Source organism: Glutamicibacter nicotianae, assembly GCF_002797775.1.
Classification (GTDB): domain Bacteria; phylum Actinomycetota; class Actinomycetes; order Actinomycetales; family Micrococcaceae; genus Glutamicibacter; species Glutamicibacter nicotianae.
The window spans coordinates 1,880,220-1,904,952 of the sequence record NZ_PGEY01000001.1; the positions used below are offsets into that span (position 1 = coordinate 1,880,220).

The window sequence follows — 24,733 nt, forward strand, 5'->3', positions numbered from 1 at the left end:
AACTTCCCGCAGACGCGAGTCTCCGATCGCCCATGGAGCGCTGCTACAACAGGTCGATCCGCAGGAGCGGTCACCTGCTCCAGCGCATTCGGCTTAGTACCCGCGGCCGCCGGCCATTGCTTCAAGCCGCGCGATGCGATCTTCCATCGGAGGGTGGGTGGAGAACATGCGCTTCAGGCGCGAACCGAAGGGGTTGGCGATCATGAGGTGCGAGCTGTTGACCAGCTTCTGGTCATTCGACGCCAGCGGAGCGTGGGAGATCCCCGATTCCAATTTGCGAAGCGCGCTTGCCAGCGCCAGGGGATCATTGGTCAGCTTGGCACCATCTTCGTCGGCGTCGTATTCGCGGGTGCGGCTCACAGCCATCTGGATGATGGACGCAGCCAATGGTGCCAGCAGCGACAAGGCAATCAAAGCGATCGGGTTCACCCCGCGGTTGTCGTTGCTGTTGCCGCCTCCGAAGAACATCAGGAACTGCGCCACCGAAGTGATCACGCCGGCAATGGCCGCGGCCACCGATGAGGTGAGGATGTCCCTGTTGTAGACGTGCATCAGTTCATGGCCCAGCACACCACGCAATTCTCGTTCGTTAAGCAGCTGCAAGATGCCTTCGGTGCAGCACACCGCCGAGTTCTGCGGGTTGCGGCCGGTAGCAAAGGCATTCGGCGAAGTGGTTGGGGAAACATACAGACGCGGCATCGGCTGTTGCGCGTTCATCGAAAGCTCGCGCACGATGCGGTACATTTCCGGTTGTTCCGCTTCGCTGACCGGGTAGGCATGCATTGAGCGCAGGGCCAGTTTGTCGCTATTCCAATAGCTGTAGGCGGTACTTGCGAGGCCGATCAAGGCGAAGATCCATATGAACATCGAACGGCCGGTACCCGCGGAAATCAGCGAGCCGATGGCCAGCAGCAGGGCAAACATTCCACCCATCAAAAAGGCGGTCTTGAGTCCGTTGTTATGTCCATGCACGGCGATGCACTCCCTCAATGAAGCAAACCAAGTTGGTGTTCTCTAGTCTAGTCAACGACTGGAAATCCAAATATGTTCCGGTGAGAAGATCACATCGGCGCACCCGGTTGCAGGCATCCGCAGGGCAGGGGAATATACCGGGAGGCTGGACGTTGTAGTTTTAAGATGCGGTGCCACAGTTTATTTCCGGCTGGTCCGCTCCCCCGCCCTATTGCGATTCTGAAAGTGTGCGCCCTGCATGTCCTTAAGTACTGCCAAACCGATCCGTTCAGAACATAGTTATGGGTTGATCCAAGGCACCTCCGCATACCTGATTTGGGGCATGCTCCCGGCCTACTTCTTATTGCTGCCTGCCATCTCGGCATTCGAATTCGTTGCTGTCCGGGTTATCTTCTCGCTGGTTTTCTGCCTGCTTCTGCTGGCGTTCACCCGCCAGTTCAAGGGGTTCCTGGCCATGTTCAAGGATTCCACAGCCATGTGGCAGTTGGGACTGGCCAGTGTGCTGATCGCGGCCAACTGGACCCTCTATGCGCTGGCAGTCTTGACCGGGCATGTGCTGGAAGCATCGCTGGGCTACTTCATCAACCCGATTGTGGCGATCTTGCTGGGCGTCGTTGTTTTGAAGGAAAAATTGCGTCGCCTGCAGTGGATCGCAGTCGGCGTAGCCACTGTTGCCGTGATGGTCCTGACCGTCGGTCTGGGGCGGGTTCCATGGATTTCCCTCGGGCTGGCCTTCTCCTTTGGCTTCTATGGACTGGTGAAGAACAAGGTGGGCCAAAGCGGTACTGCTCTGGGGTCGTTGACCGTTGAAACCGTTTGGCTGGCTCCGCTGGCCTTCGGCTACCTGCTGTGGCTGGCTGTTGACGGTCAGTCGGCACTGTTCTCGGCTGACGTTCCAGGACTCTTGCTCCTGGCAGGCAGCGGAATTATCACCGCTGTTCCGCTGTTGCTCTTCGGGGGTGCGGCACGCCGTTTGCCTTTGAGCACGCTGGGCTCGCTGCAGTTCCTCGCCCCGCTTTTGCAGTTCATCTTGGGCTTATTGGTCTTCGGCGAGCACATGCCATTCGAACGCTGGGTTGGCTTCGCTCTGGTATGGGTTGCAGTCATCTTCGTGCTCGTGGACATGATGCGGATTCCACGCAGTGGATCCATGCCCGAACCAAAGAGGCTGGGCTGAGCGCCAAGTGGCATGAGCACTGATTAAGCGAAAGCCTCGAATCTCCGAAAAGGAGAGTCGAGGCTTTCGCCGTGCTCGGCCGGCTGCTTAGGCGACAGCCTTGCGGATGGCATCTTCCAGCACGTTAAAGGCATCTTCGAGCAGCTCGTCGCCAATGACCAGCGGCGGCAGCAGGCGCACCACGTTGCCGTAGGTGCCGCAGGTCAGGATCAGCACACCCTGGGCCAGGCATTCGTCGGCGATCGCCTTGGTCAGTGCGGCATCCGGCTCCTTGCCCCCGGCCTTGACGAATTCCATCGCGACCATGCCGCCACGGCCACGGATGTCGCCCAGTTCCTTGATGTCCTTCTGCAGCGCTCCGAAGCGGGTGAAGAACTTCTCTTCGATCTGCCGGGCGCGGCCCGCCAGGTCCTGCTCTTCCATGAACTTGATGGATTCCAGGGCTGCGGCCACTGCTACCGGGTTGCCGCCGTAGGTGCCGCCCAGTCCGCCGCCGTGCACCGAGTCCAGCAGTTCGGCGCGGCCGATGATGCCCGACAGCGGCATGCCACCGGCAATGCCCTTGGCCAGGGTGACGATATCAGGCTCGATGCCCTCGATATCCGACGCGAACCATGCGCCGGAGCGGGCAAAGCCTGCCTGGACTTCGTCGGCAATGAAGACGATGCCGTTTTCCTTGGCCCACTCGGCAATGCGCGGCAGGAAGCCTGTGGCTGGAACAATGAAGCCGCCCTCGCCCTGGATCGGTTCGATGATGATCGCCGCGATCTGGTCGCCACCGATCTGCTTCTCCATGGCCAGGATGGCGCGCTCGGCAGCTTCCTTGCCGGAGATGTTCGGGTTTTCCTCGCGGAACGGGTAGCTCATTGGCATGCGGTAGATCTCCGGTGCCAGCGGTCCGAAGCCGCGCTTGTATGGAGCTGCCTTGGCGGTCAGACCCATAGTGAGGTTGGTACGGCCATGGTAGGCGTGGTCGAAGGCGACCACTGCCTGGCGGCCGGTGGCAATACGGGCGACCTTGATGGCGTTCTCTACCGCTTCGGCACCGGAGTTGAAGAAGACCGCACGCTTCTCGAAGTTGCCCGGGGTGATGGCAGCGAGCTTCTCGGCCAGCTCGATGTAGTTCTCGTACGGGGCGACCATGAAGCAGGTGTGCGTGAAGCGGGCTGCCTGCTCGGCGACGGCCTTGGCTACCGCTTGATTCGAAGCGCCAACGGTGGTCACCGCGATGCCGGATCCCAGGTCGATCAGCTGGTTGCCGTCGACATCGACAATGATGCCGCCATCCACCTCTGCGGCGTATACCGGCAGGCTGGAAGCCACGCCTGCGGCAACTGCCTTGGCTCGACGGGCGGTCAGCTCCTGCGACTTCGGGCCGGGGAACGGACCGTTGATCTTGCGCTTCTGATCAATGCGGTAGGTAACGTCCATGTGCTTGTCCTTCCAGAACTTGTTGGTGAGCTCGCTTGCCCAGTTTTCTCTATAACTAGAGAGTATTCTCCTGGCCACCAGCGGACTACGCTGAATGGCACAAAGCATTCCGTGTCGCCTAGTGCATTTGCACAAGAAAGAGGCCTCTGCGTTCCAAGCCGTAGCTTGAAGCGCAGAGGCCTCTAATCCTGATGCTGCGTGCAGGTTCTAGTTTCCTGCCGAGCCAGCTGGCTCAATCACATCGTCGTCCTGCTTTTCAGGATGACGACTCAGGTTGATCAGCGAGACGGCCAGGCCGCCCCAGATGGTGAGCATGGAGATAATCATGAAGACAATCGCGATGGCACTCATGGCTAGTACTCCTTTCCAGCGACTTCAGGAACTTCCTCGGCCTCGACATTCGCACGATGCTGGTCGAACTCGGGGTCATCGATCTTCGAGTTCTTGCTCCATGGAATCAGCGAGAGCACGATCGCGCCAACGATCAGCGCACCGGCCATGCCCCAGCCGAAGATGCCGTTGAACCAGACAGGGTAACCGCTGTAGGACTCGGCCATCTTGCTTTGCAATTCGTTGATCAGCATGTAGCCCAAGGCTGCTGGTCCGATGCCGCCAACGAGGACCTTCCAACCGGTTCCCAGCTTGATGGAACTATGGCGGTTCAGGTGCTTGGCCAGCTTCGGCAGCATGCCCAGGCCGGCACCGAAGACGATCACGAGTACCAAGGCACAGGCCAGGATGCCGAACTGGTTGACGAAGGCATCCATGGTGTCCAGCAGGTACAGGCCAGTGGTGGTCGGGAACAGCACCAGCGAAATCACTGCAACCGGAATGCCCACGACCAGGGTCGCTGGGACGCGCTTCCAGCCCAGCTTGTCCTGGAATGCCGCCACGATCACCTCAAGAATGGAGATCAGCGAGGTCAGGCCTGCGAAGACCAGCGAGCCGAAGAACAGCACACCGATCAGCGAGCCCAGCGGCGCTTCGGACACGATGGTCGGGAAGGCAATGAAAGCCAAGCCGATGCCGGAGGTGGCAACCTCGTCCACGGAGCTGCCGGCGTTGTAGGCCATGAAGCCCAGAGCGGCGAAGACGCCGATGCCTGCCAGCAGTTCGAAGCTGGAGTTGGCGAAGGCGACAACGTAGCCCGAACCGGTCAGATCGCTCTTGCGCTTCATGTAGGACGAGTAGGTCACCATGATGCCGAAGGCCACGGACAGCGAGAAGAAGATGTGTCCGAAGGCTGCAGCCCACACCGCCGGGTTGGACAGTGCCGCGAAGTCCGGGGTGAAGAATGCATTCAGGCCGTCGATGGCGCCTGGCAGGAAGACCGACTGGACGACCAGGATCAAGAACATCACGATCAGCAGCGGCATGAAGACCGCGTTGGCTCGTGAAATGCCCTTGTTCACGCCGGCGACCATGATCACGATGGTGACCAGCCAAACGAAGAACATCGGGATGAAGATGTTGCCAACGAAGTCGAACCCGACATTGACGTTGTCCGAGACCTTGAGGAAGTCCCCCATGAAGAACCCGGCGGCGCCGTCTGCGTTCGTTTCCCATGTCTTGGTGATGGAGAACCAGCAGTACATGGCGGCCCAGGCAATGATGGCAGCGTAGTAGATGGCGATGATGAAGCAGATCAGTACCTGCCACCAACCCAGGACCTCAGCCTTGCGGTTAGCCCGGCGGTAAGCCAGCGGGGCGGAGCCGCGGTAGCGGTGGCCGATCGAGTAGTCGAGGAACAGCAGCGGGATGCCGGCGCAGAGAATTGCGACCAGGTACGGGATCAAGAATGCGCCGCCGCCGTTTTCGTAGGCGACATAGGGGAAACGCCAGATGTTTCCCAGACCAACGGCCGAACCAATCGCTGAGAGGATGAACAACTTTCGGGAGCTGAAAGTCTCACGCTTCTCTGTTGCGAGTGGAGCGCCCTGCGATGAAGATGGAGTGCTCATGTGTCTAAGCTACTGCAAAACTTTCACATTGTGGTCATTTCTAGAGCTTGCTTGTCCACATTTTGAGCATTTTGCTAAATCGGGAACTTTTCGATCTCCCACTAGAATGACTGTATGGCAATTAGTTTACGCGGTCTTCTGGAACATGACGAGCTCGATCTTCGGCCGCTAACTGAACACAGTCACCGCGATGGCATGGTCATCACCTGGGGTGCAGTGACCGAACTACTCGACCCTTCGCAGTTCTTGACCGGACGAGAAATTGTCTTGACCACTGGCGTTCGCCAGAAGACCAAAGCCGCGCAACGGCAGTTCGTCCATGTCCTTGCGGCCAATGATGCCGTAGCTTTGGGTTTTGGCACAGGACTGGAGCACGATTCGGTACCGCAGGCGACCGTTGACGCCGCCCGCGAAGTAGGACTTCCCGTCTTCGAGGTTCCCTATCAGATACCTTTTGCGGCGATCACCCGGCTGATTGCCGAAGCACTGAACTCCGATCATCTCAAGCGCGTTGAAAGCCTGCTGAAGTCCCACCAGAAGCTGGCCCAGACACTGCTCTCCTCGGATCTTGACAGCATGCTCGAGGAACTCGAACGCATGCTCGGCACCCAAGTGGCACTGACCCTGCACGGAGAAGTGATCAGCGGCGACTATGATCCGGCGCGTTCCTGGCATGAACGCCCGGTGGCCACCGGGCTGCGCGACAAGTGCACCTTGCATATTGCCGAGCCCTACGTCCACCAGCAAGTAGTCGACTACGCGCAGTCGCTGATCGGCCTGGAACTGGCGAACAAGTCCCGGCTGCGCGCTTCGCAGCGCCACGCCAACGGCCAAGTGCTCGAAGACCTCGCCGGCGGCGCCCTGGTCGGCGCCGATGCGGCTGGACGCCTTGGCGCTCTGGGCTTGAACACCCAGCGCGAGCACTCGGTCATCCTGGTCCAGGCTCCAAGCCAGATCGAGCGCTTGCAAACCCTGCCGCTGCCTTCCGATCTCTCCTCGCAGGTTTCGGCGATCATCGATGGCCGATTGGCAATCATCGTTGCGCATAGCAAGGTGCAGCTGTCCGTCAAGCACCTCGATGAGTATCTGCTCGCGGCCGGCATTCCGGCGCGCGTGGGCTACGGCGGACGCTACCCGAATACCACCGGCATCCGCTGGAGCTACTTCGAGGCCCTGGAGTCATTGCGCCACGGCGAACGGGTCAACGAGCCTACCAAGCTGTCGCTCACCTCGCTCCTGCTCGCCGCCCACGATGTTCCCCTGCAGGATTTGGCCATCGAAGTGCTGGGGCCGCTGCAGGAGTTCGATGCCTCCCACGATTCCGACCTGTTGCTGACGTTGAGCGAGTATCTCAACCGCGATGGCTCGGTGGGCGCGGTGGCAGAGTCCATGGGCCTGCACCGCAACACTGTGCGCTACCGGATCCAGCAGATTTCAGACCTTTCCGGCTACGACCCGAATGTGACCAGCGACCGAGTCCAGCTCTGGATCGCGTTGAGCGCCCTTGAGCTGGGCTAATCTCGATAGGATAAAGACATGGCAGACATGTTTCTAGAGAAGTTCTGTTCCCTGGTTCCCAAGTACTTGGAAGACCAGTGGAACGAGGCCGATGGCCTGAGCGCCGAAGAATTGCGCGAAGGGCTGGGGCAGTCCGAGGTGCCGATTCCCTTCGTCCTTGAAGAGTTCTATCGTGCGCTGGGCAATAATGAAGATTTCATGGAGGCCTACCACTACTTCTTCGATCCGGAAGAACTGGAAATCGAAGACGGCTACCTCTTGTTCCTGGAAGACGAGGAAGAGAAGTTCGTCTGGGGCTTCAAGGCGTCCCAGCTCGATGTTCCCGATCCAATCGTCTACCGCCGCAACAATGCCAAGGGCAAATGGACCAGCGAGGAAGGCACCTTCAGCGAATTCACCCTGGACATGTTCGCCTGGGTCTTCGAAGAGCTGGCCGCCGAATTGGAGGACTAGTGCTCCACCGTTCCCATGAACCAGCCAATTACGCGTGCCCTTTCTGCGAGCTGGTCAACGACCTGCCCTTCAGCCAGGACAACTTGTGCGCGCCCACAGATTTGATCTACCAGACCGAACTTGTGGCAGCGATCATGGCTTGTGATGGGTTCGGGAACTACGGCGGTCATGTGATGATCATTCCTACCGCGCATCTGGAGGCGCTCTATGACCTCGATGAGGCCACTGGTGCCGCCATCATGCGCGAGACCAAGCGCGTCGCCTTGGCGATGAAGCTGGCCTGGGATCCGGAAGGCACGAGTACCCGGCAGCATAATGAGCCGGCGGGCAATCAGCACGTGTGGCATTATCACCAGCATGTTTTCCCGCGCTACGCCGATGACGAGCTTTATCGGCAGCTGCGCCACCGGGTTTCAATCCAGGAGCGGGCGAGCAAAGCGGAACAGCTGCGCCAGGCGCTCTTCTCCCCCGAGCATCCGCAGCCGCTGACCCGCGAGGATATCGTCGGATAAGCAGGAGCATGCACCTGGGCAGAAGCAGGCCCCGAGCACAAGGAAACCCCGGAAGGCTTTCACAGTCTTCCGGGGTTTGCTTGTTCAATCCCGTCTAGGCTTCGCGGGTAACCACCGCATCGGCGAAGGAGATCAGCGCCTGCTTCACGGTACCTTCTGGCAGCGGAGCCAGGACGGCAATCGCATCATCGGCCCACTTGCGCGCGGCCTTCCAGGCCTCGTGGATTGCCGGATGGGCGGTCACGGCTTCTACAGCGGCCGCCAGGGCTTCATCGCTGGTCAGGTCCGCATCGACCAGTTCGACAGCCTGCTGTGCTTGGGTGTCGCCGTCCGCAGCCGCCTGGCGAAGCAGCAGAATCGGCAGGGTCGGCACGCCTTCGCGCAAATCAGTGCCCGGAGTCTTGCCCGAATCGGCTTCCTTGGACGCCAGGTCAATCACGTCATCGGCGACCTGGAAGGCAATGCCAACCTTCTCGCCGTACTCGCGCAGCACCTCGATGTAGTCAGGGGCACCACCGAAACGCGCGCCGAAAGCACCGGAGGTCGACAGCAGCGATGCGGTCTTGTCGCTGATCACCTGGATGTGGTGCTCGATGGCATCGTCGCCCTCGCGAGGGCCGATGGATTCATGCAGCTGTCCCAGGCACAGGCGTTCGAAGGTGCGTGATTGCCACATTACTGCTTCTGGGCCCAACTCGGAGCCGAACACCGAGGCACGGGCGAAGATCAGGTCGCCTGCGAGAATGGCAACGGAGTTTCCCCACACTTCATGTGCGGTCGGTGCGCCGCGGCGCATGGGAGCGGAGTCCATGACGTCATCGTGGTACAGGGTGGCCAGGTGGGTAAGTTCCACGACAGCCGCCGCCTTGATGACCTCATCGTTGACGCCCTCGCCGAGCAGGGAGGTCAGCAGCACCAGTAGCGGGCGTACGCGCTTGCCCCCGGCCTCGACAAGGTGGCGGCTGGATGCGTCGATCAAGGGGTCAGAGTTGGCCAGTGCATCGCGCAGCAGCTTCTCCACCTTTGCCATGCCCATGGAAATAGCCGGACCGAAGTCCGGATCCTCGGCCAGCAAAGCGAAGCCCGAGGGAAGATTGATGGCCGCAGCTAATGCAGCGGTTTCAGGATTCAGCTCAATCGAGTCGGACACGTCATGTCCGGCTGCGGTCCAGTTGCTCTTCGAATCAGTCACTGTTCTACGGCTTACTTATCTTTCATCGGGTTGGCCATCGCGGTGTGCGAAGGCAATTCTTGCCTGCAAGATGCACGCAAACATCTCTTCACTCTAGCCGATGCTTTCAACTGCACATTGCTGGCATGGCCGGAGCCGGGCCTACCGGTCTGGTACCAGCGACCTGAGAGGTCGATTTAGAGTTTACCGGGTTCCCCCTGCACTTCTCACCCGACCCGGCCGATCTCACAGGGGTGACCACGGACACCCGCAAGCCTTTTTCCCCGGCATTGCGCGGTAGGCTTAGCCTTATCATGTCTGCAGATTCGCCCGTTCTTAGCGCCAGCGCTCATCAGCCGTCGGCTCCTGTTCTCACCAGCATCACCTTCGAATACCTCGATGCCCCCGAAACACTGCTGGCCGACTCATTGCGTCACCGAAGCCTGGTATGGACCCGCAACGGCCACGGCTTGGTCGGCTTCGGCACTGCCGCCCGCCTGCACACGCACGGTGAAGAGCGCTTTGCGCGTGCACGCGCATGGTTCGCACAGGTCATCGAGCAGGCTCGGATCATCGACCCGATCTCCCGCCCGGGCAGCGGCCTGGTGTCTTTTGGCTCTTTCGCATTTTCCTTCACCAGCGTTTTCGAATCGCGCTTGGTCATCCCCCAGCTGGTTATCGGCCGCGATGAGGAGAAGTCTTGGATCACCGTTACCGGCAGCGCCGAGGAACTTAACGGACTGACCTACCAGCAGGCCCTGGCACGCGCCGAATCAGCGATGGCAGATGCATCCTTGCCGGCAGCCGAAACGGGCAGCATCGAGCTGACCAGCGGACAACTGACCGCCGGTTCCTACCTTGAAGCCGTGGACCATGCGCTGGGCCATTTCGAGGAACGCGGAATCTCCAAACTGGTGCTGGCCCGTGACGTGTTGGCGCATAGTTCCACCCCGATCAACTTGGCCCGCATCGTCGATGCGCTAACCGAGCAGTATGGCAATTGCTGGACCTATTCTGTTGACGGCTTGGTAGGCGCCACCCCGGAGATGCTGGTGCGCGTGACCGGCGGCTTGGCCGAGGCCCGCGTCTTGGCCGGAACCCTGGACCGCGCTGCCGCTGGTGCCGAGGATCCCGACTTCGCGCGCCGCAACCTCTTTGAGGATCCGAAGCAGCGCAATGAGCACCAGCTGGCCATCGATTCGCTCACCGCGTCCTTGAATCCCATTTCGCACGGAATGAATGCCCCGGAGGAACCATTCATTCTCCAGCTTCCCAATGTGTGGCATTTAGCCAGCGACGTCCGTGCCCAGTTGCGCGCAGATGCCGCCGGCACCCTGCCTACCGCACTGGATGTTGCCGAGATCTTCCATCCGACCGCAGCCGTATGCGGCACCCCGACCAAGAAGGCCGGCGTGCTCTTGCGCGAACTGGAAGGAATGGACCGCGGCCCGTACGCAGGTCCGGTCGGCTGGGTTGACAGCCGTGGAGATGGCGAATTCGGCATCGCCTTGCGCGGCGGAATCCTGGAAGACGAAAAGCTGATGCGCCTGTACGCCGGCTGCGGCATTGTCCCCGGCTCGGTGCCGGAAGATGAATTAGCCGAGTCGTGGGCCAAGATGCGTCCCATGCGCCAAGCCTTGGGCGCCGAGTAGGCCCAGTCAGCACAAGGGAAGGCGGTCGGGTAGCACCCGGTTGAGCATAAACAATCCTTACTCTCGGCGCGTTATGTGTGAGGTGAATCTCAGCCTAGTGCTGGCGTGGTTATGATTATGGCTACGCAATGATCCACTCGCATTACCCGAAAGTAGGTTCTGATCCTATGCGTAGTCTCAAGAAGAAGTTCGCCTCCGCAGTTGCTGTCACCTCCGTTGCACTGCTGGCGCTCACCGCCTGCGGTTCCGGCTCCGGTTCTGAAGGTGAAGCCGAAGCTGGTTCATTCCCGCTGAACGAAGGCAAGCTCACCATTTGCTCAGATATTCCTTACGAGCCATTCGAGTTCGTCAAGGATGGCAAGAACGTCGGATTCGACATGGACATCGCAGCTGAGATTGCCAAGGATGCAGAACTGGATCTGAACGTCATCGACGCCAGCTTCGACTCCATCGAATCCGGCCTGTTCAACACCCAGTGCGATATAGCGATCTCCTCCATCTCGATCACCGAAGAGCGTTCGGCCAAGATGGATTTCTCCACCCCGTACATGGATGACGACCTGGTGCTGATTTCGGCAGACGGTTCAGGCATCAAGGATCTTGAATCCGCCAAGGACAAGAAGGTCGGCGTCCAGCAGGCGACCACCGGTGAGAAGTACGCCAAGGAACAGGGCCTGACCAACATCGTAGGCTTCGAGGATGCCGGCTTGCAGACCCAGGCACTGCTGGCTGGCCAGGTCGACGCGCTGCTGGGCAACCAGTCGGTACTCGGCTACTCCATCAAGGACAAAGAAGGCTTCAGCGTTGTTGCCGACTTCAAGACCGGCGAGCAGCTGGGCGTTGCAGTTCCAAAGGACCAGCCAAAGACCTTGGAATTGGTCAACGGCACCCTCAAGCGCTTGACCGATGCAGGAACCATGGAAGAACTGACCGTGAAGTGGTTCGGCGAGAAGTAATTCTCGAGCATCATCTGATTTCAAGGCAAGCGGGGGCATCGGGCTGCGCCCACAGGTTGGCAGCCCTGCCTCCGCTTCCTGCATGAGAGGTAATCAAGCATGGCAATGACCACCCGTCAGCGCGCCCGCATGAGCAAGACCATCCAGATCGCCATCTTCATCATCGCGATCATCGCATTGGTCTTGGCAGTCGACTGGGACAAGGCAGTCTACGCCTTCTTCTCCTTCGACAAGCTGGGGCCAATGTTCCCAGGCATGATCCTGGTCGGCCTGAAGAACACCATCTTCTACACCATCATTTCCTTCGCCTTCGGCTTGGTCCTTGGCCTGCTTCTGGCACTGATGAAAATGGCGTCATTTGCGCCCTACCGCTGGTTCGCCACCGCATTCATTGAATTCTTCCGCGGCATCCCGGCAATCCTGGTGCTCTTGGCCTTCGGCTTCGGCTTGCCGCAGGCCTTTGGAACACAGTGGCCGCAGCCAGTCAACGTCATGTGCGCCCTGGGCTTGGTCTCGGCAGCATACATTGCAGAAACACTGCGTGCAGGCTTGCAGGCAGTGCCCAAGGGGCAGACCGAAGCCGCTCGTTCACTGGGCATGCCAGCATGGCGCGCCATGGTCACCATCGTGATCCCGCAGGCCTTCAAGATCGTCTTGCCGCCGATGACCAACGAAATCATCCTGCTGACCAAGGACACCTCCTTGGCCTTCATCCTCGGTGCTTCGATGTCCCAGTACGAAATGACCAAGTTCGGCCGCGACGGCATCTCGCAAATCGATGCCGGCATCACCCCGCTGGTTGTCGCCGGCCTGTTCTACTTGGTGATCACCATCCCGCTGAGCTTGGTGGCCCGCAAGTTCGAATCCCGCGCCGCAAAGACCAAGCGATAGAGAGGACCTGGAAATGTCGAGCGACACCAATAAGCTTTCAGTCCATGCTTCGGGCGTGGAAATCACCGGACTGCGCAAGGCCTACGGCAGCAACGAAGTGCTCAAGGGCATTGACCTGAATGTTGCTCCGGGCGAGGTGGTCTGCCTGATCGGTCCTTCCGGCTCGGGAAAGTCCACCCTGCTGCGCTGCGTGAACCTGCTGGAGCAGCCAAATGGCGGCACCATCATGGTCGGCGGCTTCAACGCCACCGATCCCGACGTGAACCTGGACAAGATGCGCCAGCAAGTGGGCATGGTCTTCCAGCAGTTCAACCTGTTCCCGCACCTGACGGTGCTGGAAAACTGCACCGTTTCGCCTATCAAGGTGCTCAAGCGCAAGAAGGCCGAGGCGGAGAAAATCGCCTTGGGCCACCTGGAACGCGTAGGGCTGGGCGACTTCGGCGACCGCTACCCCGATCAGCTTTCCGGCGGCCAGCAGCAGCGCGTAGCCATCGCACGCGCGCTGTCCATGGAACCGACCCTGATGCTTTTCGATGAGCCAACCAGTGCGTTGGACCCGGAAACCGTAGGCGAGGTGCTGTCCATCATGAAGAACCTGGCCCAGGCGGGCATGACCATGCTCGTGGTCACCCACGAGATGGCATTCGCCAAGGAAGTTGCGGACCGGGTGTTCTTCATGGACGGCGGGGTCGTGGTGGAAGAAGGCAAGGCAGCGGATGTCATCGGCAATCCGCAGCAGCCGCGTACGCAGGACTTCCTGCGCCGCGTGCTCGATCCGACGCACGTCGACATCTAAGCACCACAGCGCATCGGCAATCCCCTGCGTTGCCAGTGAAATGGACTGGCAGCGCAGGGGATTCCTTTTTGCCTCGCAGCGGCTTTCAGGGGGTTGGCCAGGACAGCTGCCCGATCGTCTGGTTCAGCTCAAGCGTCTCGGCGCGCAGGTTGCTGCGCGAGGCCGGCACTTCAATCAGCCGCAGGTTTGCCGTGCGCCGTGCGGCCAGGACGGCGCCAAGCTTTTCCTTGGTTTCTGCTTTGGCGTACTGCCAGCCATAGGCTTCGGCGAGCGCAGGCAGGCTCAGCCGCTGCGGGGTGGCAAAGAGCCGTTCCACCGCATTGGCGTAGCGGCCCGAAGCGTCTACTTCACCGTGCTCCAAGGTGGAGAAGATTGCTCCTCCCCCGTCGTTGTAGACCACGATGTCCACCACGGGCTGTTCTTCACCCGGAGCCCAGGACAGCGAGCTGGCGTCATGGGCGAAGGTGATGTCCCCCATCACCGCCAGTGTCGGACGCTTGCTGCCCTGGGCCAGGCCCAGGGCGGTGGCGATGGTTCCATCGATTCCGGCGAGGCCGCGATTGGCGTGCACGGTCATGGTCCGTACTGGTGCCGGGCGGGCCGCCAAGTCGAAATCGCGGACGATGTTCGAAGAGCCGAGCAGGAGCACTTCCGGTGCGTGCTCCCAGATGGCCTCGGCGACATCTGCCCCATTGGCCGCCGACTCCCGGCCCAGATCCTGGCGCACCGACAAGGCTTGGGTATCGAGCTGCTGCCACGCTTCGAGCCAGCCCGGTGCACCAGAGCCGGCGAATTCCTGCAGTTCGTTCCACGAGCTGACCGGGGTCTCGCGTCGCCGGCCCTGCTCATACCAGGCCACCGGCACCGGCTGCCAGATCGCTGATTCGATCGCCGGGTCGGCCAGCAGCTTGCCCACCGGGCGACTCAGGGTCGGGCGGCCGAAGAGCACCACGCGTTCAATGCGCTCAAGGCCCACGGTGATCAGCGGGCGGTAGTGGCCTATGGCATTGGCCGAGAAACGTGCGTTGGACGATGGCTCGGCGAACAATGGCAACCCCAGGTCCTGGGCGAATTGCTGCGCCTCCTCGCCAGACCCATGCCCGGCGACGACCACGCTCCGGCGTGGCTTGAGCTGCTGGACGGGCAGGGTCGACATATCCGGCTTGCGCGGTGCCGGCCATTGCCCGGGTTCAATCGCAGTCCAGCGTTGTTCCTCGATGCGCTCTTGGGGTGCTGGAGTCAGCGGATCCCGGAACTGCAGGTTCAATTGGACCGGTCCGGCCGGATCCTGCTCGTTGCCGGCCAAGGCAGCCAAGGCCTGTGCGAGTTCATGCTGCGGGTCAGCACCGGCAGGAACATTGGCCGCCAGGCGCACGTGCTCGCCAAAGAGGTTTTTCTGGCGGGTGCTCTGGCTTGCCCCAGTGCCGTGCAATTCATCGGGGCGATCAGCAGAAAGAACCAGCAGCGGTGTCGCCGTGTGGTTGGCTTCCATCACCGCCGGCAGCATCTGCCCGACGGCAGAGCCACTGGTGGCGGCCACTGCTGCCGGCCGCCCGGTGCCTTGGGCCAGGCCCAGGGCCATGAAGGCGGCAGAGCGTTCATCGATGCGCACGTGGATATCCAGGATCCCGGCAGCGGCGGCCTCGGCCGCGGCGTAGGCCAATGGGGCGCTGCGTGAACCGGGAGAAATCACCAGATCCCTGATTCCCGCGCGGATCACTGCGGAGAGTACGTGGCGAGCGGTGGTGATGGCGCGTTGCTCGTCAGGTTGCTGCATTCCCACGCGGCATGACTCCTTAGATTCCATAGCTGAAGGCAATTATCCAAGTCTATGCCTTGGGCTGCCGGAGAACCGATTTGGAATGCGCCAGGGCGCCGGCAGGATCCGCTGATGGATCCTGCCGGCGCCCTGAGGGCTCGGGCTGGCTGCGCCTACTTGTTGCGGCCCTTGCCCTTGCCCGGCTTCGAGTCTTCCTTGAAGACCTGGACTACCGATGGGCGTGGACCGTAGAACTGGCCCTTGCCTGCATCAGCGGCGTTCTTCACGAAATCCGGGAACAGCGAGGTAGGGCTGGCGAAGCTGCCGCCTTCGCCCGGGTGCTGCACGGCAACGAAGACCGAGTTGTCCTTGTCATGGATCAGCGGGCCGCAGGTCTCTGCGCCGGTTGGCACGGCCAGGAACTGCTCGACGCGGCCGCGGTCCTTGCCGGTCAGGGTGACCTTGTGCAGTGCATCGGAGTAGCCGATGGTGCCGGGGGCGCCGTCGGTGGAGATCCACAGGTTGCCCTTGGAGTCGAAGGCCAGGTTGTCCGGGCAGGAGATTGGCGAGACCTTGTCTGCTGGGTAGCCGGAGAAGTAGGTCGATCCGTTCACATTGGGGTCACCGGCCACCAGCAGGATGTTCCAGGTGAACTTCGCCGCGGTGGCGTCGTTTCCGGCCTCGGTGATTTCCAGTACGTGGCCGTCGCGGTTGCGGACGCGCGGGCTGACTTCGGTGGCGCCTTCCTTGCCTTCCTTGCCGCGGTCGGTGTTGTTGGTCAGCGCCACGTAGACCTTGCCGGAGACCGGGCTCGGCTCGACATCTTCCGGACGGTCCAGCTTGGTGGCCCCGACCTTGTCGGCTGCCTGGCGGGTGTAGACCAGCACCTCGTCGATGCTCATGCCATCAACCTTGGATTCGCCGTTCTTCACCAGCGGCAGCCAGGTGCCCATGCCGTCGAAGGCGCCATCGGACGGGACAGCGCCGCTGCCGTCGATTTCGCTTGCTGGCGAGTTGCCTTCGAACTTCGCAACGTACAGGTCGCCTTCGGAAAGCAAGCCCATGTTGTGCTTGCGATCGTGCTTGGAATAGGTGTTCTTCGAGACGAACTTGTACAGGTATTCGAAGCGCGAGTCGTCGCCGGAGTACGCAACGACCTTGCCGTTCTTGGCAATGCGCACGTTGGCGCCTTCGTGCTTGAAGCGGCCCAGGTTGGTGTGCTTGACCGGGGTGGAGGTTGGGTCCTGCGGATCGATTTCGACGACCCAGCCGAAGCGGTTGGCCTCGTTCTCGTAGCCGTCGTTGTGCAGGCCGAAGCGCGGGTCGATGTCTTCCCAGCCGCGGTCGGTCGCGCCGGTGCCGATGCCGTAGCGGGCTTCCTGAGCGGTGCCCTTGCCGCGGAAGTACTGGTCGAAGTTCTCTTCGCCGGAGAGCACGGTGCCCCACGGGGTGGTGCCGCCGGCGCAGTTGTTCAGGGTGCCAAGGACCTTGGTTCCGGTTGGGTCAGCACCGGTCTTGAGCAGGTCGCTGCCTGCCGCTGGGCCGTCGACCAGGAATTCGGTGCTGGCGGTGATGCGGCGGTTGCGCTCGCCACCCTGCACGTAGCTCCACTTCTTGTCGTTCTTCTTGCGCTTGACCTCGACGACCGAGAAGCCATGGGCGTTCATCGCGATCTTGCGGGCTTCGTCCTTGTTCGCTTGGAACCAGGCAGCGTCGAACATCATGTCTTCATTGGTGTATTCGTGGTTGGCCACCAGTACGCCGGTACGGCCCGAGTACTTGTCGACGATGATGTCCAGGTAGTCGCAGTTGTAGCCGAACTGCTCTGCCTGCTTGCGGGCCGACTGCTTGGAGGCGTCGAATGCCGGGGTGTTCTTGAAGAGCGGATCGCCCCAGCGGATGATGGCGTTCCAGTCATAGCCGTCAGGAACTGAAACAGTATCTACCGAACGCGACACCGGCTCAATGGCGTCGAACGAAAGGTGCCCGCCCTTGCTTGGCTTCATTGGCACCAGTGGCGCCGCGGTCGCGTCAGCAGCGCCGAAGAGCTGCGGGCCGATGACCAGTGCCGAGGCGCCGACGGCGCCCAGGCCCAGCATGCTGCGGCGGGACATCGACTTGTCGGCGATGTCCTTGAAGTAGCCATTGGACGAAGTGTTGCAATCCGGCTTGGTGCAGGCGTCAGCGCACTTGAAGTGGCAAGTAGCTGCAGAACGGCCGCCGCGGGTGTGGCCCAGCATTGGCAAAAGGGTACGGGTTGGATTCATGATCCGCTCACTTCCTCAGTATGTGGCTCATCGTCAGGGGAATGACTCGAACTGAGGTTTTCACTTGGAAGTGTTCTAAATGCAACGCAAAGGTGAACGGCAGGGAAACAGATTCCTGAGTAGTACTATTCCCTAGCCAATTCCGCATAGCAGGATTCCAGCCGCTGCCGCCACCAGCCTACGTGCGCCTCTTCTGGACGCAGGCTCTCCAGTTTCTGGTGATCCGGCTCAATGCGTCGCACCGGCAAATATCCGGCGGTAGCCAGCATCGGCTCGGCACAAACGTCTTCGGCGAATAAAGTGCCGGTAGACAGGCCGCAGGCATAGGGCAATGCTGGCAGTGCGCTGGCCAATGCCGCCGCTTGGGCCAGGCCTACCGAGGTATCCAGTGCGCTGGAGACGACGACATCCAGTTCCGCGTGCTTGGCAATGTCCAGCACAGCGCTGATGCCGCCCAGCGGCTGGGTCTTGATGACCATCAGATCCGCCGCGCCCAACCGCGAGACTTCCAGGGGGTCGGTGTGCTTGCGTACCGCTTCATCTGCGGCGATCTTCAACGGGTTTCCGGCGTTGCGCAGTTGCTCGCGGACTTCCGCCAGCCCGGTAATGCCAGGCACCGGTTGCTCTGCGTATTGCAGGTCGTACTCGCTCAGTGCTTTCAGTGCGGGAACCGCCTGGGTGATATCCCACCCCATATTGGCGTCCACGCGCAGCGCTGCCTGCGGGTAGAGCCGCCGGGTTTCAGCCACGCGGGCCAGGTCTTCGTCGAGGCCTTGGCCCTGTTCTGCCACCTTGATCTTGATGGTGTGCGGCGCGTCGTAGCGTTCAAGAACCGCCCCTACATCCTTCGCCGCGACCGCTGGCAGGGTGGCGTTGACCGGGATGCTGGTGCGCAGCGGTTCGGGGAACGGCTGGTAGGCGGCCTCGATTCCGGCGGCCAGCCATCGTGCGGCTTCCGCAGCTCCGTACTCGGTGAACGCAGAGAATTCGCCCCAGCCTTCCGGCCCTTCGATCAGCAGGGCCTCGCGCTGGATGACGCCACGGAATTTCACGCGCATCGGAAGGCGGACAACATGGGAATGCGCCAGCAATTCTTCAAGGGGCGGTAGTTCAAAGCTCATGGTCCAAGCCTAGCGAGCGTGGGCATGGTTACATGCCTGAACGGTGCCGTTCCGCCTGCCTGATATGACACCCTAGAGATATGCCACGCCATTCAGCCTCCACGCGCCCGCACCATATCAGGTGGTGGTGGGCCTTGCTGCTGCTGGTTGCGCTTTTCTGTCTTGAGTACATATTTTTCGTTCAGCAACGCAGTGGGCAATGGGCGGATCAGGCAGGATTCATCGCGTGGTCGCAATGGTGGCCCCGGACCGACTTGCTCAATCCGGTCCGCGAATTCCTAGATCTCTTGCCAGCAATTTGTGGCGCGATTGCTGCAGTATTCCTGCTGTATCGGGTGATTCGCGACCGCCATTTCCTTCGGGCCATCGTAGCGATCCTCGCGGCCGCAGCCGCAGCCGGCACCACGCAGCTTCTGAAGCACGAGGTCTTGACCCGCCCGGATTTCAATTTCGGCACTACAGGAAATTCCTTCCCCTCGGGGCATACCACCGCCGCCGCTGCCGCCATGGGACTGATGTATCTGGTGTCGCCACCGAAGCTGCGTCCAGTGGTGCAACCGATTGCCTGGTTATTCGCCACGGTGACGGGACTGGCCACCCTGATCTGCGGCTGGCACCGCCCAAGCGACATTGCCGCTGGTTTCGTGGTGGCAGGATTCTGGCTGGTTCTGGCTTCGGCAGTGCTCCAGCGCATCCAGCCGCTGAGCCACGAAGTTCCCAAGGGATCCTGGTCGAGGAATGTCGGGGCGGGCAGCTTGGTTCTCTGGGCTGCTGTCATCGGATTGTCCTTCGTCCTGCCGCACCCGCACATCCAGAAAATTCCGGAGTTCCTGCAATTGGCCTACGCTGCCTTGGGGATTATCCATGTCGTGGCCGCGTCGCTGGTATCCGGCTTAGTGCTGCGCTCGGTGGTTATCGGCCCCATGCGCACCTTGAAGAAATAGGGCACCGGCACAGGAATCAAGCAGGCTGCTGTTCCGCCTAGCCCATGCGGGCATTGAGAACGTTCGCAGCCTGCCTTGAGTCCGGAATGGTCACGGCGAATCGTTTCTTGTTCTTGAGGTCGAAAACGAGGCCTTCGTGTTCTTTCATCACGATGGCCGAACCGCCTGGAATGATCCGCCAGCCCCAGCCTCCCCACATCATGGGTTCGATCTTTTCACTGGTCACAGATTCAATGTCAGTGATCTTGATAGTTCGCATTGGGATCCCCAAGAGCGCGGAAGATACCCGGAAACGATCGCCGATGATGGATACGCGGATCCAGATCACGCCTAGCATCAGCACGCAGACTGCGGCTGACAGGGCCACGGGAAGGATGACGCTCGCCAAGCTGCCGTCGTGGCTTCCACCGGCTAGAAAGGGCAGCACTACAGCAACGATCAGTGTTGCGAACAGCACGAGGCATAGCATCCACATCCACCATGGTGCGGCCATAGTTTGCTTGAACTCCGCTTGCCTGGAATCTGGCTGTGGCTCGGCGAATGCCTCCACCGCGTCAGTCCGCTGTACGCTTTGGGCTGCATCGATTCGTTGCTGGCGGTCCTCGTTGGATTGCCGTGTGTACTGCTGGTAGATGCCGCTGGCCCACAGCGGCGCTATGCCCAGCAACGCGCAGGCAATAAGCAACACCATCATGCCGCCCAGCACTGCCGTTTCAGGTGTTTCGGCGAGCGCTGTCGATACCGCCGAGCTGACGAAAACGCCAGCTGCACTCCACGCGAGCAGGCCACCGGCAAAGAGCAGCATCATGAGCAAAGCCGGTTTGTTGCGCAGCTTCAAGGAGAACATCCCGGTGATGGCACCAACGACGGTCAGCCCGATGCAGACCGGGACAAAGACGGCGGTTCGGGTGAACCCGTCCGGGTAGGTAGAGCTCCAGTGCGTGGCGGTCATTTCCGGCAGGTCGCCAGCAAGCAGCGCATAGGTGGCACCCGAAAGAGCTGCTGGGAGAAGAAGCAGCAGGCAGGTCAGCGGCCGATTCCTGATTCCGGTCCCTGCGATTGCCATCCCAATCCCCTGCTCTCGCTGCTTTGTGCCGGTTGGCCCACTTTCCAAGCAAGCAGACGGGCACAACTTATTTCCAGCACAGAAATGATTATCGATCTGACTCTACCAACTGGTATTTGACATGGGAATAAATCGTCGAGCATTGACAGAATGCCAGCAAAAAGAATGATGCCCGCCGTTCCTCGCGAGGTTCGACGGGCACCATGGTCACTCGAAAGAGCGAGAACTGGGCACTGTGGACGCTAGAGCGACGCCAGCGCGGCCTTTGGATCTGTCATCGCGTCAGCGACATAGCGCATGAAGCCAGCCGCAGTTCCGCCATCGCAAACCCGGTGGTCGAAGCTCAGCGTCATCTCGCAGATGGAGCGGACCTTGATCTTGCCATTGACCACCCACGGCTTCTCGACGATGCGCCCAAGCCCCAGAATGGCAGCTTCCGGGTAGTTGATGATGGCTGCGGAGCCGTCAACATTGAACACGCCATAGTTGTTGATGGTGAAGGTGCTGCCGGACAGGTCGGCAACGCCCGCTTTACCCTCGCGCGCCACCGAAGCCAGCCGAGCGAACTCGGCCGACAGTTCCTTGGCATTCAGCTTGTGGGCATCGCGCACATTGGGCACAACCAGGCCGCGGTCGGTCTGGGCGGCGAAGCCAAGGTTCACGCCCTCGAAGAGGGTATGGCGCAATCCACCGTCAGCCTCAACGTCGATGCGGCTGTTCAGTTCCGGGAAACGCTGCAATCCGGCCACAGCGAAGCGGGCGACCAGCGCCATGACGCTCGGGGCCTGGCCGTCTGACTCCTTGATCTTCGAACGCAGCTTCAGCAGCTTGGTGACGTCGACATCCACCCACACGGTCGCTTCCGGGATCTCCCGGCGCGACGTGCTCATCGCGTTGGCGATGGTCTTGCGCACGCCCGAAAGCACCTGTGAGGAAGCTACAGGCAGGCCGGTCTTCGCATCAGCTTCCCCAGCTTGGGCCACCGGCACCGCAACCGAGGCCGAAGCTGAGGCTGCGGGAGTTGGCATCGGCGCTGCAGGTGTTGCCGGTTCAGGCTGCACCGCATCGGCTGATAAGGCGGCTTCCACGTCTGTGCGCAGAATCAGCCCTTCTGGACCGGTGCCCTTAACCGTGGTGATGTCCAATGCGTTGTCACGAGCCAGCTTGCGTACCAGCGGGTTGATCACGCGCACCGCTTCAGCTGGTGCCTGGACCGCGGCCGACGCGACCCCTGAGCGCGGCTTACGCCGGCGGCTGGTCTTGCGCTGGGCAGAGGAGGTGCCGTAGCCAATGAGCACATTTCCGCTGCCTTCATCGGATTCTGCATCATCCTCGGCAGGAACCTGGGTGCCGGCGCGCTCTTCCTCGCGGTAGGACTGGGCACGTTCGGATTCTTCGCCGGCAGGGACCGCAGCGTCTTCACCGCCGGTGTTCACCGAAATGAAAGGCTCGTCCACCAGCATCATCTGGCCGGCATCCCCATGCAAGGTGGAGACGACACCTTCGAATGGGCAAGGGATTTCCACCAGCGACTTCGCGGTTTCCACCTCCGCAATGGGCTGGTCGACCGCAACGACGTCACCGGCGGCAACCATCCAACGCACCAGCTCGGCTTCGGTCAGCCCTTCGCCAAGGTCTGGCAAGAGGAAAGTCTTGATACTCATTTACGCCTCCCACTGAAGCTGGTCAACTGCGTCGAGAATTCGTTCGGCGCTTGGCAGATGGAACTTCTCCAGCGTTGGTGCCGGATAAGGAATATCGAATCCGGTCACCCGGAGCACCGGAGCCGCCAACGAGTGGAAGCAGCGTTCCTGCACCCGGGCTACGATTTCGCTGGCTACCGAGGCAAAGCCCTGGGCTTCGGCGACCACGATGGCCCGACCGGTCTTGCGGACCGATGCGCAGACGGTCTCGTCATCGAATGGCACAATGCTGCGGATGTCCACTACTTCCAGGCTGATGCCTTCCTCGGCTGCCAGCTTGGCGGCTTCCATTGCGGTGGAAACGCTTGGACCATAGGTGATGAGCGTGGCATCGCTGCCCGGGCGGGCGATGCGTGCCTGCCCCTCGGTCGTGGCCCTCTTCTTTGCCTCGTACTGTTCGGCCAGTTGCGCAAGGTCAACCTGCTCCTTGGACCAGTACAGCTTCTTCGGCTCGAAGAAGACCACCGGATCATCCGAATCGATGGCTTCGCGCAGCATCAGGTAGGCGTCCTCGACGCACGAGGGGGTGAAGACCTTCAGGCCCGGGGTGTGCGCGTAGTAGGCTTCCGAGGAATCGCAGTGGTGCTCCACGCCGCCCACGCCGCCGGCGTAAGGAATGCGGATCACCATTGGCAGGTGCAGCTTGCCCTGGGTGCGGTTGCGCATCTTGGCAACATGCGAAGCGATCTGCTCGAATGCCGGGTAGGCGAACGCATCGAACTGCATCTCGATGACCGGTCGCATGCCGTTGATGGCCATGCCGACGGCCATGCCGACGATGCCGGATTCGGCCAGCGGGGTGTCGAAGCAGCGCTCGGAGCCGAAGCGTGCGGTCAGGCCATCGGTGATGCGGAAGACACCGCCGAGGGTTCCCACATCCTCTCCGAAGATCACTACCGAGTCATCGGCAACCAGCGCATCGGCCAAGGCGGTATTCAGCGCCTTGCCGAAGGTCACCGGTTGGTTCTCGTTGGCAGCCTTTGCTGCGGCTCGTGCGGTGGCAGCGCTGACGTTCGGGTTCACGCGCGAAGTAGTGGCAGTCATCCTAGGCTTCCTCACGGTCTAGTTCGTCGACAAGAATGGCTTGCTGTTCCGCAAGCTGCGGGCTCTTGGCCGAGTACACATGCTCGAACAGCTCGCGTGGATCGGTGTTGGCTTCCTGGTTCATGCCATCGCGCAGGGTCTTTGCAACGGCTTCGGCATCCGCAGTGATCTTGGCGACGGTCTCATCGGTCAACAGACCTGCATCATCCAGGTATGCCTTCATCCGGGTCACCGGATCCTTGGCGATCCATTCCTGGACTTCGGAGTCCTCGCGGTAGCGCTTGTCGTCATCGGCATTGGTGTGCGCCTGCATGCGGTAGGTGTGGGCCTCGATCAGCAGCGGGCCGTTGCCGTCGCGGGCCATGCGCACCGCGCGGGTCATGATGGCCATCAAGGCCATCAGGTCGTTGCCATCCACGCGCTCGCCGGCCATGCCGTAGCCGACAGCCTTGTGAGCCAAGGATGGGGCTGCGCTCTGCTGCGAGAGCGGAACCGAGATGGCGTACTTGTTGTTCTGCACGAAGAAGATCACCGGCAGGTTGAAGACCGCTGCGAAATTCAGCGCTTCGTGGAAGTCGCCCTCGCTCGTGGCGCCGTCGCCGCACATCGCCACGACAACGGTGTCTTCGCCGCGCAGCTTGGCAGCGTGTGCAACACCCACTGCGTGCAGCAGCTGGGTGGTGAGCGGAGTGGACATCGGTGCGCAGTTATAGGCCTTCGGGTCATAACCGCAGTGCCATTCGCCGCGGAAACTGGTCATGACTTCCATCGGTGCAACGCCTTTGGTCAGCACCGCTACGGTGTCGCGGTAGGTCGGGAAGAGCCAGTCGTTCTCGCCCAGGCACAATGCTGCCGCGATCTGGCAGGCTTCCTGTCCATGGCTGGAGGGATAGACCGCCATGCGGCCCTGGCGGACCAGCGCGGAGTTCTGGTCGTTGACGCGTCGGCCGGTGACCAGGGCAGCGTAGGCTTCGAGCAGCCGGGCCGGGCTCGGCAGCGGGTACTCGTGGCCCGGCTCAGTGCCTTGCTGATCCTCTGGGCGCAGGGTTCCGTCCGGGTTCAACAGGTTGATCATGTGGCGTGCTGGCAGCATGTAGTCTTCAGGGGTAATCCCGAATTTCTTGCTGACTTCAGAGATGCGATCCGCATGCGCTTCAGTGCTCATGTTCTCCCACCTTTCGTGGTTCTGGCTGGTCCATGAGCACAACTGCTTATGACTCACTTCACCTAAACATCATTTGCAATCAATTATGGGTATGAGTGGCATTCTGTATCCAGTCCGGCGGGGAATCGTGGAAAGTTGCGAATATTATCCGTATACTCGTAGACGAAAAGTGTC

General features: G+C 61.1%; 21 protein-coding genes. 9 read left to right on the top strand and 12 right to left on the bottom strand.

Going from position 1 to position 24,733, the window contains the following annotated elements:
* Positions 1 to 93 precede the first annotated feature (93 nt).
* On the bottom strand, positions 94 to 972 hold the full coding sequence (htpX, locus tag ATK23_RS08755; protein ID WP_066140830.1) for a zinc metalloprotease HtpX: 879 nt from the start codon (positions 970 to 972) through the stop codon (positions 94 to 96).
* A 286-nt stretch (positions 973 to 1,258) separates the two neighbouring features.
* On the opposite strand from htpX, the gene rarD reads away from it, so the two are divergent.
* Positions 1,259 to 2,149: an EamA family transporter RarD gene (gene rarD, locus ATK23_RS08760; protein ID WP_245858350.1), complete on the top strand. Its 891-nt coding sequence runs from the start codon at positions 1,259 to 1,261 to the stop codon at positions 2,147 to 2,149.
* 87 nt (positions 2,150 to 2,236) lie between these two features.
* On the opposite strand, the gene gabT is transcribed toward rarD, so the two are convergent.
* The 3 genes from gabT to ATK23_RS08775 form a co-directional block, all read right to left on the bottom strand.
* On the bottom strand, positions 2,237 to 3,580 hold the full coding sequence (gene gabT, locus ATK23_RS08765) for a 4-aminobutyrate--2-oxoglutarate transaminase (RefSeq protein WP_066140835.1): 1,344 nt from the start codon (positions 3,578 to 3,580) through the stop codon (positions 2,237 to 2,239).
* A gap of 207 nt (positions 3,581 to 3,787) precedes the next feature.
* On the bottom strand, positions 3,788 to 3,931 hold the full coding sequence (locus ATK23_RS08770) for a methionine/alanine import family NSS transporter small subunit (RefSeq protein WP_073705872.1): 144 nt from the start codon (positions 3,929 to 3,931) through the stop codon (positions 3,788 to 3,790).
* Between the two features lie 2 nt (positions 3,932 to 3,933).
* Positions 3,934 to 5,541: a sodium-dependent transporter gene (locus tag ATK23_RS08775; protein ID WP_066140838.1), complete on the bottom strand. Its 1,608-nt coding sequence runs from the start codon at positions 5,539 to 5,541 to the stop codon at positions 3,934 to 3,936.
* Positions 5,542 to 5,655: 114 nt separating this feature from the next.
* On the opposite strand from ATK23_RS08775, the gene ATK23_RS08780 reads away from it, so the two are divergent.
* From ATK23_RS08780 to ATK23_RS08790, 3 genes are read left to right on the top strand one after another with little or no spacing between them, the layout of a single operon-like run.
* Positions 5,656 to 7,059 carry a PucR family transcriptional regulator gene (locus ATK23_RS08780; protein WP_066140841.1) on the top strand — a complete coding sequence of 468 codons (1,404 nt, stop codon included), beginning with the start codon at positions 5,656 to 5,658 and terminating at the stop codon, positions 7,057 to 7,059.
* Between the two features lie 18 nt (positions 7,060 to 7,077).
* Complete coding sequence (locus tag ATK23_RS08785) at positions 7,078 to 7,512, top strand: hypothetical protein (protein WP_066140844.1); 435 nt, start codon at positions 7,078 to 7,080, stop codon at positions 7,510 to 7,512.
* Positions 7,512 to 8,024 (top strand): HIT family protein, encoded by a 513-nt coding sequence (locus tag ATK23_RS08790; RefSeq protein ID WP_066140847.1) that lies wholly within the window; start codon positions 7,512 to 7,514, stop codon positions 8,022 to 8,024. The genes ATK23_RS08785 and ATK23_RS08790 overlap by 1 nt, the downstream gene beginning before the upstream one ends.
* 94 nt (positions 8,025 to 8,118) lie before the next feature.
* Here the strand turns inward: ATK23_RS08790 and ATK23_RS08795 are convergent, their stop codons facing one another.
* Complete coding sequence (locus ATK23_RS08795) at positions 8,119 to 9,216, bottom strand: polyprenyl synthetase family protein (RefSeq protein WP_066140850.1); 1,098 nt, start codon at positions 9,214 to 9,216, stop codon at positions 8,119 to 8,121.
* A 293-nt stretch (positions 9,217 to 9,509) separates the two neighbouring features.
* Here ATK23_RS08795 and ATK23_RS08800 point away from each other — a divergent pair, with 293 nt between their 5' ends.
* The 4 genes from ATK23_RS08800 (at position 9,510) to ATK23_RS08815 (ending at position 13,490) form a co-directional block, all read left to right on the top strand.
* On the top strand, positions 9,510 to 10,847 hold the full coding sequence (locus tag ATK23_RS08800) for an isochorismate synthase (protein WP_066140853.1): 1,338 nt from the start codon (positions 9,510 to 9,512) through the stop codon (positions 10,845 to 10,847).
* Between the two features lie 167 nt (positions 10,848 to 11,014).
* The gene (locus ATK23_RS08805; RefSeq protein WP_038992261.1) at positions 11,015 to 11,803 is read left to right on the top strand and encodes an ABC transporter substrate-binding protein; all 789 of its coding nucleotides are present in this window, start codon (positions 11,015 to 11,017) and stop codon (positions 11,801 to 11,803) included.
* Positions 11,804 to 11,902: 99 nt separating this feature from the next.
* Complete coding sequence (locus tag ATK23_RS08810; RefSeq protein WP_066140856.1) at positions 11,903 to 12,694, top strand: amino acid ABC transporter permease; 792 nt, start codon at positions 11,903 to 11,905, stop codon at positions 12,692 to 12,694.
* 13 nt (positions 12,695 to 12,707) lie between these two features.
* Entirely contained in the window at positions 12,708 to 13,490 is a 783-nt protein-coding gene (locus ATK23_RS08815; RefSeq protein WP_066140860.1) for an amino acid ABC transporter ATP-binding protein, read from the top strand.
* 85 nt (positions 13,491 to 13,575) lie between these two features.
* Here ATK23_RS08815 and menD read toward each other — a convergent pair whose 3' ends face one another.
* The 3 genes from menD to ATK23_RS08830 all read right to left on the bottom strand — a co-directional run bounded on the left by menD (position 13,576) and on the right by ATK23_RS08830 (position 18,637).
* Entirely contained in the window at positions 13,576 to 15,267 is a 1,692-nt protein-coding gene (gene menD / locus ATK23_RS08820; protein WP_066140863.1) for a 2-succinyl-5-enolpyruvyl-6-hydroxy-3-cyclohexene-1-carboxylic-acid synthase, read from the bottom strand.
* A gap of 155 nt (positions 15,268 to 15,422) precedes the next feature.
* Positions 15,423 to 17,516, bottom strand: coding sequence for a PhoX family protein (locus tag ATK23_RS08825; RefSeq protein ID WP_066140865.1), 2,094 nt, complete (start codon positions 17,514 to 17,516; stop codon positions 15,423 to 15,425).
* Between the two features lie 125 nt (positions 17,517 to 17,641).
* Positions 17,642 to 18,637: an o-succinylbenzoate synthase gene (locus tag ATK23_RS08830; protein ID WP_066140867.1), complete on the bottom strand. Its 996-nt coding sequence runs from the start codon at positions 18,635 to 18,637 to the stop codon at positions 17,642 to 17,644.
* 287 nt (positions 18,638 to 18,924) lie between these two features.
* Here ATK23_RS08830 and ATK23_RS08835 point away from each other — a divergent pair, with 287 nt between their 5' ends.
* A complete protein-coding gene (locus ATK23_RS08835) occupies positions 18,925 to 19,581 on the top strand; it encodes a phosphatase PAP2 family protein (protein WP_157801649.1) in 657 nt (218 codons plus the stop codon).
* 37 nt (positions 19,582 to 19,618) lie between these two features.
* Here ATK23_RS08835 and ATK23_RS08840 read toward each other — a convergent pair whose 3' ends face one another.
* The 4 genes from ATK23_RS08840 to pdhA all read right to left on the bottom strand — a co-directional run bounded on the left by ATK23_RS08840 (position 19,619) and on the right by pdhA (position 24,559).
* A complete protein-coding gene (locus ATK23_RS08840; protein ID WP_066140873.1) occupies positions 19,619 to 20,647 on the bottom strand; it encodes a hypothetical protein in 1,029 nt (342 codons plus the stop codon).
* Positions 20,648 to 20,889: 242 nt separating this feature from the next.
* The gene (locus ATK23_RS08845) at positions 20,890 to 22,311 is read right to left on the bottom strand and encodes a dihydrolipoamide acetyltransferase family protein (RefSeq protein ID WP_066140876.1); all 1,422 of its coding nucleotides are present in this window, start codon (positions 22,309 to 22,311) and stop codon (positions 20,890 to 20,892) included.
* On the bottom strand, positions 22,312 to 23,394 hold the full coding sequence (locus ATK23_RS08850) for an alpha-ketoacid dehydrogenase subunit beta (RefSeq protein ID WP_066140879.1): 1,083 nt from the start codon (positions 23,392 to 23,394) through the stop codon (positions 22,312 to 22,314).
* Between the two features lies 1 nt (position 23,395).
* Positions 23,396 to 24,559, bottom strand: a complete 1,164-nt coding sequence (gene pdhA, locus ATK23_RS08855) for a pyruvate dehydrogenase (acetyl-transferring) E1 component subunit alpha (RefSeq protein WP_066140882.1) — start codon at positions 24,557 to 24,559, stop codon at positions 23,396 to 23,398.
* Positions 24,560 to 24,733 lie beyond the last annotated feature (174 nt).